Below are 14,328 nucleotides of genomic sequence, written 5' to 3'. Positions count from 1 at the left end.
TATGGCTCAACTCGATGTTACTTCCATCGTGCGTCCACCCGAGCGCAGGAATTCGGCGAACTCTTCGGGGAGTCCGGACTCGATGACACTCCGGGCCGCGAGATCCACATCGTACTCGACACGAATGATCTCCGCGTTCACTGCGGCTTCCGAGACTTCGAGCAGAACATAACCGGCGCGCCAGTCGCCATCCTTTGGCCGACCAACTGAGCCTGTGTTGATGAAATGCACTCCAGCGACGTGACCGCCGAGCGGCCTCAGGTCTATGCGGAAAGGAAGGTTGCCGAGAAAGTCCTTCGTGGCAGCCAATACATGTGCCCGTGTCCACTCGTAGCTGATGTGCGACAGCTCTTCCTGCCGCGGGCTCTCAGACCTGCATCCGCAATGCTTGTAATCGTTAGCGACCGTCGAATCGTAGTTGCCCGATATTCCAGGGATGCCGCGCTCGCGGAGTCTATCCACGACTTCGTTCGGGCTGCTCGAGTAGCCGGCCAGATCTCCCAGATGATAGATCGCGGTGATTCCGCGCCGGTCCATGTCGGCAAGCACCGCGTCGAGCGCTTGCAGATTGGCGTGAATGTCGGAGATGAGTGCATAGAGCATCAGCGGGTCCTCACGAGGCAGGAACGAATCCGAAGAATCGTCGGCCCGCCCAGAGCGAGACGTAAACGAGTCCGAGCAGAGCCGGGACTTCGATCAACGGCCCGACCACCGCGGCGAGCGCTTCGCCCGAGGCGATGCCGAACGTCGCGACGGCGACGGCGATGGCCAGCTCGAAGTTGTTTCCGGCCGCGGTGAATGACAGCGATGCGGTAGTCGGGTAATCGAATCCGAGCTTCTTCGATACGACGAAGGCGAGACCGAACATCACGAAGAAGTAGATCACGAGGGGGGCCGCGATGCGTAGAACATCGATGGGCAGGTGAAGAATCCGGTCTCCCTGCATCGCGAACATCAGCACGATTGTGTAGAGCAGTCCAACAAGCGCCGTCGGTCCGAATTTTGGCATGAACGTCCCGTTGTACCACGCTTCGCCATGCCGCGCCACGAGAGTGCGCCGTGTCAGATATCCGGCCAGCAGTGGTACTCCGAGAAAGATCATCACGCTCTTCGCGATCGCCCACATCGAGACGTGGACGACCGCGGTCTCGCCGCCGAACCAGCCAGGGATAACGCTGAGGAAAAGCCAGCCGAAAACGCTGTAAGTGAGAATCTGAAATACTGAGTTGAGCGCGACGAGCACCGCGGCGAGCTCATTGGAGCCGCACGCGAGAAAGTTCCAGATGAGAACCATCGCGATGCACCGCGCGAGCCCGATCAGGATGAGCCCGTTCCGGTACGCGGGCAGATCGGGGAGAAGCAACCACGCGAGAGCGAACATCACGAGCGGGCCGAGCACCCAGTTGAACAACAGGGAAGTGCCGAGGAGCTTTCTGTCAGTGACGTGCTGTCCGATCGTCTCGTACCTCACCTTGGCGAGAACCGGATACATCATCCATAACAGGCCGATGCCAATCGGCACAGACACGCCTGCAATCTGCACGCGATCGAGTACAGCGCCGAACCCGGGGAAGATCCGGCCAAGCGCGATGCCGAGCGCCATCGCCGCGAAGATCCAGATCGGAAGGTAGCGATCGAGCGTAGATAGCCGGCGGACAGGGTTCAGCATGGCTCTGCCGCCCTTGTCCTGACGCGCGCTTCGGCCTTGCGACGCTCTTTGTCGAGTGAAGTGATACCGCGGAAGCAGGTGCCGACGCAGTTGATGAGATTCTGATGGACGGCGTTGTCGGGCTCTGCCAGCCGGTAGTGCGCGAATCTCGCGTCGCGAGTTGCCTCGACGAGGCCCATGCGGCGGAGGTAGGCGAGGTGGCGCGATACCGTCGGTTGGGGAAGCCTGAGGATCTCGACGATATCGCAGACGCAGAGTTCGCCGGCTGCGAGAACGCTCAGAATGCGGATACGCGTGGGGTCGGCGAATCCTTTGAAGACCGCGTCCAGCTCGTCGATTGTGGGTTTTGCGAGTGCAGTCGTCACGGGACTCCGGATATCGTATATGCCTAAGCGAATAATATACGTCTAGGCAAATATGTCCAGGCGGCCCCTGGGATAATTCGGTCGGCTGCTCATGATACTCCCGATATCGTCGTCGGGCGCCGCGGAGCGCTCCGCGGACGCGCGGGTGTGTTCGTGTCGAGCTTATAATGTGCAAAGCACTCGCTCTCGCGGCCGCGAACGACGCGGCGCCGAGCGAGTGGGCCCTTCGGCTCAGTCACGATTGTGGACTGCCGCTCGCCATCTCGGCCGTCCCAGTAGATCACGACCCAGTCGCGCATGCGGCCGAGCCGGTGCGCGGTAGCCGTGTTGGAAAAGAGCGCCGTGTAGTGCCGCTCCCCGCGTGTCGTGTGCAATATGGGAAGCCACCGCTCGCCATACGGGTTGAATCGGCGTGGAGCGATCGTCGGCAGCTTGCCCGCCGCCGCGCGCTCGCCATACTCGCGATCCACGTCGAGCAACTCGGCGACGTCTGGCACAGGGTCGGGCCTGGCTCGTCGCCGCGTCCGAAGACGCGTCGCCAGCGCGTCACGAATGCCGGCCAGCCGCTTGGGTCCCATGCCAGCGAGGCTCGCCAGGCGACCATCGTGCGCTGCCAGCTCGAGTTCCTCCAGCGATTCGATCCCGAGGCGGTCATGGATCCGCTTGGCGAAGATGTGCCCAATGGCTGGCACCGTCGCGAGCAGTGCAACCGGATCACTCTCGCCGCGCAGCCTCTCCAGCGTGGCGAGGCGTCCCGTCTCGATTAGTTGGCGCACCGCGCGCGCGAGTCCCGGTCCGATTCCGGGGAGCCGCTCCAGCCCCTCGAGCCCCTCCTCACCCACCAGGTCTCGCACGGGCCGCGCGAGGTGGCGAATTGTCGCGGCGCCACCACGCCACGCCTGTACGCGGAATTGGTTCCCACCCTGCTCCTCGAGCAGGTTCGCGACGTCGTCCAGACGGTCCGCGACATCGGAATTCGACAGCGGTGTGGCGCTCGTCAGTCTCGCATTGCTTGCGATCATTCCAACCTCCGCCCGGATACCGGGCCGTTTACGTCTGGCCGGACAATGCCGTCGCGTCTCAGCTCGCCGCAGTGCTGGGCCACGGCATCGGCCGCTCTGTCGCGCAACTCGACCGCGGCTTTCCAACCGGTGCCAACGGCTCGGAGCGACTCGCCGATCCAGACATGCACGGGGCCGGGGCGAGGCATGTGCGTGTCGGCGGGAAGCAGGCGCCGCGTTCCGCGGAGCGCGATGGGCACGACGGCCGCTCCGGTCGCGACGGCCGCTTCGAATGCCCCGAGTCGAAATGGCCGGAGGCCGCTGGCGCGGGAGAAACCACCCTCGACGAAAAACAGAATGGCCTCTCCCTCTCGTAACCGGCGCTCGATGGTGGCGGCGTCCGCGAGGCTTTGCGATAGATGCCAGCGGTCGACCAAAGGATGCTCCCCTCGTCGAGAGAACGTGCCGATCAGAGGCCACCTGAGAATCTCCGTCATCGCCACGATCACGAAGTCTATAGGCAACGCGGCGACGAGGACGGGGGTATCGGCGTAGGAAGTGTGATTCGTGACCAGAACGAGAGGTCCCTGCCTGGGCAGCTGCGCAAGCCCCTCGATGTCGATCCGGCAACCGCTGATCGCGAGCGCGATGCGAGATGCGATCCGACTCAACACGCGTACCGGTCGGAGATACCGCGCTCGCGGCGCGGTCGCCGCTCAACTCGAGCGCGAGCTCGCGCACCGCATCCATGATGCGTCCTTCGTACTGCTCCTCGGAGCGCAACGGCGAGGAACCCGGCAGTGCTACGGTCGTCGCCATGATGACGAGGCGCTCCTGTGGCGCCCGCGGCGCGGTCACGCGCCAGCTGCGCTCACATTAGCTCTGCTTCGGGTCCGCGTCTATCAGGACATCCCGTACGGAGCGGACGGGAAGGCCTGACGCAGCGGTGCAACGTGTGTGTAAGGTCTGCACATCAATGCGAGTTTTCCTGACTGCGCGGATAGTCGGAGGGATCTACCTTGCAGTCGCAGGCCAAACTATAGACAGCAGCGCAAGACATGACCGTATCGTCTCGGACTGTCGAGCATGTCGGCGAGTGGCGCGTTGAGCTTCGAGCCAACATGTTGGCGGAGATCTTCCAGGAGTTGGCGCGCGTCATTGCGCACTCAGCGGGCACCTCCTCCGGGTCGCACGGGCCCTGGGAGGACCTCGAGGTCGAGGCACGGGATCGTGAAGGGCTGTTGGTGGACTATGCGAACGAGCTGGTGAGCCGAAGCGAGATTGACAGGCGCGCCTACGACGACGTGCGCGATATCGTAATCCACGACGAAGGTCCGCCGCGGATCCATGCGCGCGTACGCGGCCGACCAGTCAAATCGTGGCGCTCGCCATTGAAAGCCGCCACGTATCACGGGGTGCGTTTGTCACGAGAGGGCGAGGGTTGGCTGGCAAGCGTCTTGTTCGACGTGTGAGGAAACGGACATGACGACATCCTCGATCGAGCTCACCAAGCCGCGACGTGAGGATTTGCGGCCGGCCGGACAATACGGCTTCGAGCTACCCGTCACATGGCGCAGCGACATGCGGGTGCCGGTGCGGGTGTATGCGGACGACGCGTTGCTCCAGCCCATGCTCGAGGGCGAAGCGATGCTGCAGCTCGTCAACGTCGCGACGCTGCCCGGCCTCGTGGATCGCGTATACGGCATGCCGGACATGCACGAAGGGTATGGGTTCCCGGTGGGCGGCGTAGCGGCCACGCGCCTGCCCGACGGTGTGGTGTCGCCCGGCGGCGTTGGCTTCGACATCAACTGTGGCGTGCGGCTGCTTGCTCTTCCACTCACGCGCGCCGAGCTTGGAGACAGGTTGGAGTCCTTCGTGCACCAGCTGTCTCGCTCCATTCCGTCGGGGATGGGTCGTGGCGGCGAGTGGCGGCTCACCGACGCGGAGCTCGACGCAGTGCTCACGGGGGGAAGCCCGCATCTCGTGCGCGCGTTCGGCATCGGTGTGGACGATGACGCCACGCACACCGAGTCAAACGGTCGTCTCGATGGCGCTGATCCGTCCAAGGTCTCCCGGCGCGCGAAGGATCGAGGGCGCAGTCAGCTCGGAAGCCTCGGGGCGGGGAATCACTTCCTCGAAGTGCAAACCGTCGAGAGCATCACCGATCCGGGCGTGGCGCAGACGTTCGGTCTGCGAAAGGACCAGTTGACCGTGCTCATTCACACCGGCTCGCGTGGCTTCGGCCACCAGGTGTGCACGGACTACGTGAAGTTGATGGACGGTCGGCTGGAAGCCAACGGCATCACGCTTCCGGATCGACAACTCTCGTGCGCGCCCGTCAATTCGCCCGAGGGCAGGGATTACCTGGCCGCCATGGCGTGTGCCGCGAACTATGCGTGGTCAAACCGGCACCGCATCGCGCACGTCGTTCGCACGGTTGCCGTCAAGGAGCTCGGCGTCTCCGCAGGGGACATTCATACCGTATATGATGTCGCTCACAACATCGCCAAGATTGAGACGTATGGCGGGCAGCAGCTCTGCGTCCATCGCAAAGGGGCGACCCGCGCTTTTGGACCCGGAAGCCCGGACATCCCCGAGCGGTATCGTGCGGTGGGCCAGCCAGTGTTCATTCCGGGCAGCATGGGAACTGGTTCCTGGGTCCTGGTCGGCGATATCCGCGCGGCGACGCAATCCTGGGCGAGCGCGTGTCACGGCGCAGGACGAACTTTGAGCCGCCACGCCGCGAAACGTCAGGTGACGGGAGCGCAGGTTCGTCGCGATCTCGAGCAGCAGGGAATCGTCGTGCGCTGTCCCAGCAGCGCGGGCCTCGCTGAAGAAGCCCCGTTCGCGTACAAGGATGTCGATCGCGTCGCGATCGTCGTGGAGGGCGCTGGCTTGGCGCGTCGTGTCGCCCGGCTGCGGCCAGTCGGAGTCATCAAGGGCTGACGCATGTCGGTGGCCCTGGAACAAAGAAAAGGCCCGCGAATCTCGCGGGCCTTTCTGTATTCAAGCCCAGGCGCTGCTAGTACCTGTAGTGGTCCGCCTTGTACGGTCCCTCGACCGGCAACCCGAGATACTCCGCCTGTGACTCGCTGAGCTTCGTCAGCTTCACGCCCAGCTTGTCGAGGTGCAGCCGCGCTACCTTCTCGTCGAGATGCTTGGGCAGCGTGTACACCCGCTTCTCGTACTTGCCCGCGTTCTGATGCAGCTCGATCTGCGCCATCACCTGATTGGTGAAGCTCGCCGACATCACGAAGCTCGGATGACCCGTCGCGCAGCCGAGGTTGAGCAGGCGACCTTCGGCCAGGATCATGACGCTGTGACCGTCGGGGAAAACGAACTCGTCGTACTGCGGCTTGATGTTCACGCGCTTCACGCCCTTCGCCTTTTTCAGGCCGGCCATGTCAATCTCGTTGTCGAAATGGCCGATGTTGCCGACGATCGCCTTGTCCTTCATCCGCGCCATGTGAGCGGCGGTGATGATGTCCTTGTTGCCCGTCGCGGTGATGAAGATGTCAGCCGTCTCGACAACATCCTCGAGGGTCGTGACCTGATAGCCTTCCATCGCCGCCTGCAGCGCGCAGATCGGATCTATCTCGGTAATCACGACGCGTGCGCCCTGGCCCTTGAGCGCCTGCGCACAGCCCTTGCCGACGTCGCCGTATCCGCAGATGACGGCGACCTTGCCGGCGAGCATCACGTCCGACGCGCGGAGAATTCCGTCGGTCAGCGAGTGGCGGCAGCCGTACAGGTTGTCGAATTTCGACTTGGTGACGGAATCGTTGACGTTGATGGCGCAGAAGAGGAGCTGGCCGGCCTCCATCATCTGATAGAGGCGATGCACTCCCGTGGTCGTCTCTTCTGAAACGCCGCGCAGATCCTTCGACATCGTCGTCCATCGCGCCGAGTTCTTCGCCAGCTCGTTGCGAAGCAGGCCGAGGATCACGCCATACTCTTCCGAGTCGGTGGCTTCGTTGAAAGCGGGAACAGCGCCCGCCTTCTCGAACTCGACACCCTTGTGGACGAGCAGCGTCGCGTCGCCTCCGTCATCGAGGAGAAGAGTCGGGCCCGAGCCGTCGGGCCACACGAGCGCCTGATCGGTGCACCACCAGTACTCCTCGAGCGTCTCGCCCTTCCACGCATATACCGGCGTGCCGCGCGGATTGTCAATCGTTCCATCCTTTCCAACCACTACCGCGGCGGCCGCGTGATCCTGAGTCGAGAAGATGTTGCACGACACCCAGCGCACATCGGCCCCGAGCTCGACGAGCGTCTCGATGAGGACCGCGGTCTGCACCGTCATGTGCAGCGAGCCCATGATCTTCGCGCCGGCGAGGGGCTGCTTGCCCTTGTACTCGCTGCGAAGAGCCATGAGGCCGGGCATCTCGTGTTCCGCGAGACGGATCTCGTTGCGCCCGAACTCGGCGAGCGAAATGTTCGCGACCTTGTACGGTAGCCGGTCGCTGCTCACGGAGAAGCGGCCAGATCCGGATGCCCCGGTCTCCGGCGTTGTGGAAAGTTCAGCTACGCTCGTCACGATCCTGTCCTCGAATTGCGTGTGGTTGGTTGATGCATGTTGATGCGCATTGAATCAGGCGGTCAGTGCCAGTGCTGCGGCGGTTCCATCTCCCTCGGCCGCGCTCGTCGCGGGGGCCTCGGCGCGGCGAGCCACCGCCGCGAACAGCGTCGGTCCCTTCGCCGCTTCGTCCGGCGGAAGGGGGTGGTACCTGCCGCCGGAGAATTCGGCGGCCTCGAGCAGCGATGAGATCTGCTCCTCGGAAAATCCGCGCCAGACATGTCCCATGTCGTGCAACAGATCCTCGCGATCGTGCGGCATCATGTCCACGATGAGCAGTCGGCCGCCCGGCTTGAGCACGCGGCGCGCTTCGGCGATTGCCTCAGCGGGCTCGGGAACGTAATGCAATACGAGGAAGAGCAGTGCAGCATCGAGTGATCCATCCTCTATCGGCAGCGACTCGAGCCGGCCGCTCCGGACGTCCACGTTGTTCATTGAAGTGAGACGCCGGCGGGCGGCGGCGAGCATGGCGGAAGAGTCGTCCACCGCGATCACGCGCCCGACGAACGGCGCGAGCGATTCGGTGAGCTGTCCCGTGCCGCAGCCAAGGTCGCCGACGGTCCATGTGTCGTCGAGCAGTCCAAGAAGTCCCATGAGATCGGCGCGCCGGCCGAAGAGCTCCACGCGTAGCCGGTCCCACTGGCCCGCGGCCGACGAGAAGAACTTCTGCGATTTGCTGCGGCGATGAGCCAGCACCGTCTGTACGCGCCTCGTGTCCTGGGCCGCTGCAGGTGTCGCAATTACCTGCTCGCGCACGAGATGCCAGAGCTTCCGGCTGGACGCATCCAATTTCTCAGCCGCTCGGTACCGGCGGCTCGTGCCTTCGGGGCGCGAGACGATCCAGTCATGATCGCCGAGGACCTTCAGGTGGCGGCTGACTGTGGACTGTGGAAGCTGGAGCACCGACCGGATCTCATTGACAGTGAGCTCGTGACGTTCGAGCAGCAGCAGCATCCGGCTCCGTGTGGAGTCGGCGAGCGCCGTCATGCGGTCGAAGATCGGGAGAGACGGGGAGAGTTGCATCCTTATATCCGGATATAAGGATAGTTGTGCTACCCTCGCCAGTCAAGCGAAACAACCACGGAACGCTTGTCTCCCCCTCTCCACCAGGGAATATTCCTCGAATGTCCTTTGAATCCAATCTGTTGAGACTCGAGCAGATCGTCGCCCAACTTGAGGGCGACCGGCTCAACCTGAGCGCGTCGCTCGGGCTGTTCGAAGAGGGAATCGAGCTGCTTCGGCTAGCTTCGGACGAGCTGAACGAAACCGAAGCGAAGGTCAAGGAGCTGGTGGAGCGGGCCGACGGGGTCCTGGAGCTTCGCGATTTCGGCGGATAGGACGGGAGACCCATTGCACGCGGGAGACCGGGAAGCGGTCGAGGCGGCGATCGGAGTCATCCGCGATCGGGATACTGCAGCCATTCCCGAGCCCGTTGGCTCTGCGGTTCGATACGCTCTGACTGGAGGCGGGAAGCGCCTGCGAGGGATGCTGGTCCTCGCTGCATATCGCGCGGCCGGCGGAACCGGTGACGCATCGGGAATCGCCGCATCTGTCGAGATCATCCACGCGTATTCCCTGGTGCACGACGACCTGCCATGCATGGATGACGACGACATGCGGCGCGGACGCCTCTCGACTCATCGGGCGTTCGACGTGCCGGTCGCGACAGCCGCGGGGGCCGTCATGATCCCTCTCGCGGCGCGCGCGGCCCACCGCGCTGCGCGGGAGCTTCGGTTGCCCGGGAGTGCCTGCTGTACGATAGTTAAGGTATTGATGCGGGGAGCCGGAGCCGGCGGGATGATCGGCGGACAGCTGCTCGATCTCGCGGGGGAGGGCCGGACGCTTTCGCGGGAAGACCTGGATGCCGTTCACGCCGCGAAGACGGGTGCGCTGATGGCCGCGTCGGTAGAGGTTGGAGGCATCGCCGCCGGCGCGGAAGCGGAGCGTGTAGGTGCGCTCGCGGCCTACGGCGAGCGGATCGGTCTCGCATTTCAGATAATGGATGACGTTCTCGACGTGACCGGCTCGACGCACCAGCTTGGCAAGACCGCCGGACGCGATGTAGCGCTCGGCAAGAGTACATATCCGGCCCTTCTGGGCGTCGAGGGCGCAATAGCCGGTGCGACCGGGCTGGTGGCGGAAGGGTGTGAAGCGCTGCGGGTGCACGGATTGCTCACCGGCGAGTTGGAAAATATCGCCGGTTTCATCGTTTCTCGAAGTCACTGAAAGTCATGACGGATAAACATTCCATCCTCGATAATCCGGAGCTGCCGGCCGCGCTGCGGACCATGTCGCGTGACGAGCTGCGCGAGGTCTCGGCCGCAATCCGCGAACGCCTGATCGAGGTCTGCTCGCGCACGGGCGGTCACATCGGCGCCGGACTTGGTGTCGTCGAGCTGTCGGTCGCGATTCACGCCGTGTTCGATACGCCGCGCGATCAGGTTCTCTGGGACGTTGGTCACCAGGGCTATCCGCACAAGCTGCTCACCGGGCGCAACGGCGACATGGAGACACTCCGGCAGGAGCACGGAATCTCCGGCTTTCTCAAGAGAACGGAGAGCGAGTACGACACGTTCGGAGCCGGACACGCGGCGACGGCGATCTCGGCCGGCCTTGGAGTGGCGACAGCGCGCGACATCAACGGCGATTCGTTCAAGGTCGTCTCGATACTTGGCGACGGCGCGCTCACGTGCGGCCTGGCATACGAAGGACTGAACAACGCCGGCGCATCGGGGCGCGATTTCATCGTCATCCTCAATGACAACGAGATGTCGATCGCTCCGAACGTCGGGGCGATGTCCAGGTATCTCACTTCCATTCAGCGGAATCCCCTGTACAATCGCGTGCGGTCGGCAGTTGGCGCGGTGATGGACACCGGTCCGGCGAAGCGAGCCGGCGTGAGCACGATAGTCAGGAAGTGGGAAGAGAGCATGAAGGCTTTTCTCACGCCCGGCGTGCTGTTCGAGGAGCTCGGATTCAGGTACTTCGGTCCGATTGACGGGCACGACCTGGACGCGTTGATGGACACGCTCTCCGCCGTGCGCGACTTCACCGGCCCGAGACTCGTGCATGTGATCACTCAGAAAGGGAAGGGGTTTCCCGCGGGCGAGCACACCGAGAAATGGCATGCGCTGCCGCCGGGTCACGATCCGGCGACGGGCAAGCAGCTCAAGGTCTCTTCCGCGAACGCGGCGTACACTGTGGTGTTCGGGAAGGGACTCAGCGATCTCGCGGCGGAGAACGAGAAGATCGTCGCCGTCACGGCGGCGATGCCGAGCGGAACGGGGACCGGATTCTTTGCCGCGGCGCATCCGGACCGGTTTTTCGACGTCGGAATCGCCGAAGGCCATGCGGTGACGTTCGCCGCTGGAATGGCGACCCATGGCCTGATTCCGTTCTGCGTGATCTACTCGACGTTCCTCCAGCGCGCGTACGACAACATCATCCACGATGTCGCCATTCAGCATCTGCCCGTCATCTTCGCGATGGACCGCGCAGGTCTGGTCGGAGAGGACGGACCGACGCACATGGGCCTCTACGACATCGCGTACATGCTGGCCGTGCCCGGCATGACGGTGACCGCCCCGAAGAACGGCGAGGAAATGCTGGCGCTCGTCCGCACTGCCGCTGCCCATACGGGTGGCCCGTTCTCTCTGCGCTATCCGCGCGATGCCGTTCCGGACATCGTCCCGCCGATCGGTGAGATCGAGACGGTCCCGTACGGAACGTGGGAGATTCTGCGGAAGGGGTCCGGCGTGCGCGACGCTGCCGGTGGAATCGCGATTCTCGCCGTGGGAACGATGGTGCTGCCGTCGCTCGCTGCCGCTGAGGCGCTGGCCGAGGAAGGACTCAACGCGACGGTGGTGAATTGCCGCTTCATCAAGCCGCACGACGCCGGCGCACTCGCCGCTCTCGTCGCCGACAACCGCTACCTTCTGGTCGTGGAAGAGGGAACAGTGGTGAACGGCTTCGGCGCGCACATGTCGGCCGTCGTATCCGAGCTCGATCCGGCCGTGCAGGTCATCGCGCATGGCGTGCCGGACGCGTTCATCGAACAGGCCCCGCGTGCGCGACAGCTCGCGAGCGTCGGCCTCGATGCAGCGGGAATTGCGGCGCGCGTGAGAAAGCTGCGCCAGAGCGATTCGCGGCGCGCGCGGCTGCGCGCCGGCTGATGCGCGTCGGCGTCATCGGACACACTGGCTATGAAGACCTGCCGGCGATCCTCGAGGGGTTGCTCCGGCTCGCGCCTCCGCTTGGCCTGGACCTCCTGTTCGAGCAGGAGATGCATGAAGTTGCGGGTGGCGAGCGCCTCGAGGACCCGCGTGACATAGATGCGCTGCTGACGCTTGGCGGCGATGGAACTCTGCTCCGCGGCGCCCGTTTTCTCGCGGGCGCACCGGTTCCGATACTCGGGATCAATCTCGGACGACTCGGATTCCTCACCACGTGCGGCGGTGACAAGGTGCAGGAAGCGCTGCGCCTTCTCGCCTCCGGCACCTATGTCGCCGAAGCGCGCATGGCGCTCCGCGGGAGCGCGGTGGACGGCGACGGTGCGAACCGGCAGGAGTGGCTGGCCCTCAACGATTTCGTCGTCCACAAGGGCGGATTCGCGCGAGTAGTGCGACTTGGCATCAGCGTGAACGGCGAGTCCATCGGCACGTACGCGGTGGATGGAGTGATCGTGTCCACGCCGACCGGCTCCACGGCGTACAGTCTCTCCGCCGGCGGACCCGTTGTCTTCCCGACGCTCGAGTCAATCATTCTGACTCCGATTTCTGCGCATGCCCTCGGTGTTCGGCCGCTTGTGGTGCCGGCCGATACCGAAGTCGTGATTGATACCACCATGAGCTCGGAAGCGCTGATGGTGACTGTGGACGGACAAGTCGGCACGGAGCTCGTTCCCGGCGAAAAGCTCGTCGTCAAACGCGCCGACAATCCTGTCCATATCATCCGGCTTCCCGGCACCAGCTTCTTCGAGCGTATGCGCGCGAAGCTGGGATGGGGCGGGCCTCCGGAAAGCGACTAGCGGCCGGATGCTGACAGAGCTCAGGATACGAAACTTCGCGATCATCGAATCGCTGACGCTGCCGCTGGCCGACGGATTCAATGTTCTGTCGGGCGAAACGGGCGCGGGAAAGTCCATCATCGTCGGCGCCCTCGGATTCCTGCTGGGGGAGCGGGGAAGCTCGGATCTTATTCGCACCGGCGCGGACAAAGCGACAGTGGAAGGAGTGTTCGACGTCGCTACTTCTTCGCCTGTCGCCGCGCTGATTGACGAGCGCGGGATCGAGACCGACGATGGCACGGTGGTTCTCAGGCGTGAGATCTCGACCGCGGGACGCGGCCGGGCGTGGGCCAATGGATCACCGGTCACCGCGACGGTGCTCGGCGAAATTGGCCGTGCGCTGGTGAATCTGCACGGCCAGCACGAAGCGCAGGCGCTGCTCGACAGCGAATCACAGCGCCGCATCCTCGATGAATTCGGAGGCTCGGTCGCGCAGGCGGCGACCGTGACCGGTGCGCACGCGGAGCTTTCCCGTATCCGCAGAGAGATCGCGCAGCTCAGCTCCCGGCGTTCGGATGCGGAGAAGAGGTCGGACTATCTGCGTCACGTAGTGCGCGAGATCGAGAGCGCGCGTCTCTCGCCGGGCGAGGACAAAAGCCTGGAGGACGAGGCGAGAGTGCTCGAGAACGCTGACGAGCTGCGCGGGCTGGCGGAAGGGATGAGCGCGCTGCTCTCCGCGGAGGACGAAGGTATTCTCGAGCGTCTTGCGTCGGTGAACCGCTCGCTTGCGGGCGTGCAGCGGGTTGACCCGTCGGGCGCGCGGCTGCAGGAGCTGTACGACTCCGGCTTCTACGCGCTCGACGAGCTCGCTCGCGCGGTGGACGAATACGCGCGCTCGGTGGATCTGGATCCGGAGCGTCTGGAAATCGTGCGCCGGCGTCGCGAAGTGATCTACTCGCTGGTCAAGAAGTACGGTCCCTCGCTGGACGACGTCATCGAGACGGGGAGGAAGGCGCGCGCCGAGCTGGACCTCGTTGATTCGGGGTCGTTCGATCTGGCGCAGCTCGAGACGCGCGCGGCCGCCGCGGTGAACGCGCTCGACACCGCGGCGCGCACGCTTTCCTCGATGCGTGCCGGAGCCGCGAAGAAGCTCGCGCGAGCGGTGGATGGAGTGCTGCCGGATCTCGGGATGATTGGCGGCAAATTCACCGTGACACTCGATCCGAAGCCGGCTTCTGATGAGAATGGCGCCGAGGAGGTCGAGTTCCGCGTCGCGTTGAACGTTGGCCATGATGCGCGGCCGCTTGCGCGCGTCGCGTCGGGTGGCGAGCTCTCGCGCGTGATGCTCGCGCTCAAGACCATACTCGCCCGCGCCGATGCCGTACCGACGCTCGTATTCGATGAAGTGGACGCCGGCATCGGGGGCAAGGTCGGGCTGCAGGTCGGCGACACGCTCCGTCGCGTGGCGGAGCACCATCAGGTGTTCGCGATCTCGCATCTCCCGCAGATCGCCGCGCGCGCACACAATCACATCGTGGTCGCGAAAGCGGCGAAGGGCGGTGTGACGACGGCCGATGTAACGGTGCTCGAGGGACCGACGCGCGTCGTCGAGATTGCGCGAATGCTGGGCGGCGATCCAGAGAGCAAGGTGAGTCGTGCCCACGCCAAGGAGCTCCTCGAGAGCGCCGCGGGCGCGTGATACTTTCACCGCC

15 protein-coding genes are annotated in these 14,328 nt (G+C 64.4%); 8 read left to right on the top strand and 7 right to left on the bottom strand.

Annotated elements, in window-relative coordinates; translation table 11 throughout:
* Positions 1-6: 6 nt before the first annotated feature.
* The 5 genes from Q7S20_10245 to Q7S20_10225 form a co-directional block, all read right to left on the bottom strand.
* Positions 7-603 carry a metallophosphoesterase family protein gene (locus tag Q7S20_10245; protein MDO8502211.1) on the bottom strand — a complete coding sequence of 199 codons (597 nt, stop codon included), beginning with the start codon at positions 601-603 and terminating at the stop codon, positions 7-9.
* A gap of 10 nt (positions 604-613) precedes the next feature.
* The gene (gene arsB / locus Q7S20_10240) at positions 614-1,669 is read right to left on the bottom strand and encodes an ACR3 family arsenite efflux transporter (protein MDO8502210.1); all 1,056 of its coding nucleotides are present in this window, start codon (positions 1,667-1,669) and stop codon (positions 614-616) included.
* Positions 1,663-2,034 (bottom strand): metalloregulator ArsR/SmtB family transcription factor, encoded by a 372-nt coding sequence (locus tag Q7S20_10235; protein ID MDO8502209.1) that lies wholly within the window; start codon positions 2,032-2,034, stop codon positions 1,663-1,665. The genes arsB and Q7S20_10235 overlap by 7 nt, the downstream gene beginning before the upstream one ends.
* Positions 2,035-2,123: 89 nt before the next feature.
* On the bottom strand, positions 2,124-3,056 hold the full coding sequence (locus Q7S20_10230) for a helix-hairpin-helix domain-containing protein (GenBank protein MDO8502208.1): 933 nt from the start codon (positions 3,054-3,056) through the stop codon (positions 2,124-2,126).
* A complete protein-coding gene (locus Q7S20_10225) occupies positions 3,053-3,706 on the bottom strand; it encodes a lysophospholipid acyltransferase family protein (protein ID MDO8502207.1) in 654 nt (217 codons plus the stop codon). Before Q7S20_10225 ends, Q7S20_10230 begins: the two co-directional genes overlap by 4 nt.
* On the opposite strand from Q7S20_10225, the gene Q7S20_10220 reads away from it, so the two are divergent.
* The 3 genes from Q7S20_10220 to Q7S20_10210 all read left to right on the top strand — a co-directional run bounded on the left by Q7S20_10220 (position 3,691) and on the right by Q7S20_10210 (position 5,981).
* The gene (locus tag Q7S20_10220; GenBank protein ID MDO8502206.1) at positions 3,691-3,915 is read left to right on the top strand and encodes a hypothetical protein; all 225 of its coding nucleotides are present in this window, start codon (positions 3,691-3,693) and stop codon (positions 3,913-3,915) included. The genes Q7S20_10225 and Q7S20_10220 overlap by 16 nt on opposite strands.
* Before the next feature lie 178 nt (positions 3,916-4,093).
* Positions 4,094-4,507: an archease gene (locus Q7S20_10215; GenBank protein MDO8502205.1), complete on the top strand. Its 414-nt coding sequence runs from the start codon at positions 4,094-4,096 to the stop codon at positions 4,505-4,507.
* A 10-nt stretch (positions 4,508-4,517) separates the two neighbouring features.
* A complete protein-coding gene (locus Q7S20_10210) occupies positions 4,518-5,981 on the top strand; it encodes an RtcB family protein (protein MDO8502204.1) in 1,464 nt (487 codons plus the stop codon).
* Between the two features lie 76 nt (positions 5,982-6,057).
* On the opposite strand, the gene ahcY is transcribed toward Q7S20_10210, so the two are convergent.
* Both ahcY and Q7S20_10200 read right to left on the bottom strand, forming a co-directional pair.
* The gene (ahcY, locus tag Q7S20_10205) at positions 6,058-7,572 is read right to left on the bottom strand and encodes an adenosylhomocysteinase (protein ID MDO8502203.1); all 1,515 of its coding nucleotides are present in this window, start codon (positions 7,570-7,572) and stop codon (positions 6,058-6,060) included.
* Between the two features lie 54 nt (positions 7,573-7,626).
* A complete protein-coding gene (locus Q7S20_10200) occupies positions 7,627-8,634 on the bottom strand; it encodes a metalloregulator ArsR/SmtB family transcription factor (protein ID MDO8502202.1) in 1,008 nt (335 codons plus the stop codon).
* A 101-nt stretch (positions 8,635-8,735) separates the two neighbouring features.
* On the opposite strand from Q7S20_10200, the gene xseB reads away from it, so the two are divergent.
* Genes xseB through recN form a run of 5 tightly spaced genes read left to right on the top strand, consistent with a single transcriptional unit; the run spans position 8,736 to position 14,315 of the window.
* Complete coding sequence (gene xseB / locus Q7S20_10195) at positions 8,736-8,948, top strand: exodeoxyribonuclease VII small subunit (GenBank protein ID MDO8502201.1); 213 nt, start codon at positions 8,736-8,738, stop codon at positions 8,946-8,948.
* 13 nt (positions 8,949-8,961) lie between these two features.
* Positions 8,962-9,837, top strand: a complete 876-nt coding sequence (locus tag Q7S20_10190) for a polyprenyl synthetase family protein (protein ID MDO8502200.1) — start codon at positions 8,962-8,964, stop codon at positions 9,835-9,837.
* A gap of 5 nt (positions 9,838-9,842) precedes the next feature.
* On the top strand, positions 9,843-11,783 hold the full coding sequence (gene dxs, locus Q7S20_10185; protein ID MDO8502199.1) for a 1-deoxy-D-xylulose-5-phosphate synthase: 1,941 nt from the start codon (positions 9,843-9,845) through the stop codon (positions 11,781-11,783).
* Complete coding sequence (locus Q7S20_10180) at positions 11,783-12,637, top strand: NAD(+)/NADH kinase (protein MDO8502198.1); 855 nt, start codon at positions 11,783-11,785, stop codon at positions 12,635-12,637. The genes dxs and Q7S20_10180 overlap by 1 nt, the downstream gene beginning before the upstream one ends.
* Before the next feature lie 7 nt (positions 12,638-12,644).
* The gene (recN, locus tag Q7S20_10175; protein ID MDO8502197.1) at positions 12,645-14,315 is read left to right on the top strand and encodes a DNA repair protein RecN; all 1,671 of its coding nucleotides are present in this window, start codon (positions 12,645-12,647) and stop codon (positions 14,313-14,315) included.
* Positions 14,316-14,328 lie beyond the last annotated feature (13 nt).

The organism is Gemmatimonadaceae bacterium (assembly GCA_030647905.1).
Lineage (GTDB): Bacteria > Gemmatimonadota > Gemmatimonadetes > Gemmatimonadales > Gemmatimonadaceae > UBA4720.
The sequence above is the reverse complement of the archived record's forward strand: the minus strand, read 5'-3'. Positions and strand labels throughout refer to the sequence as shown.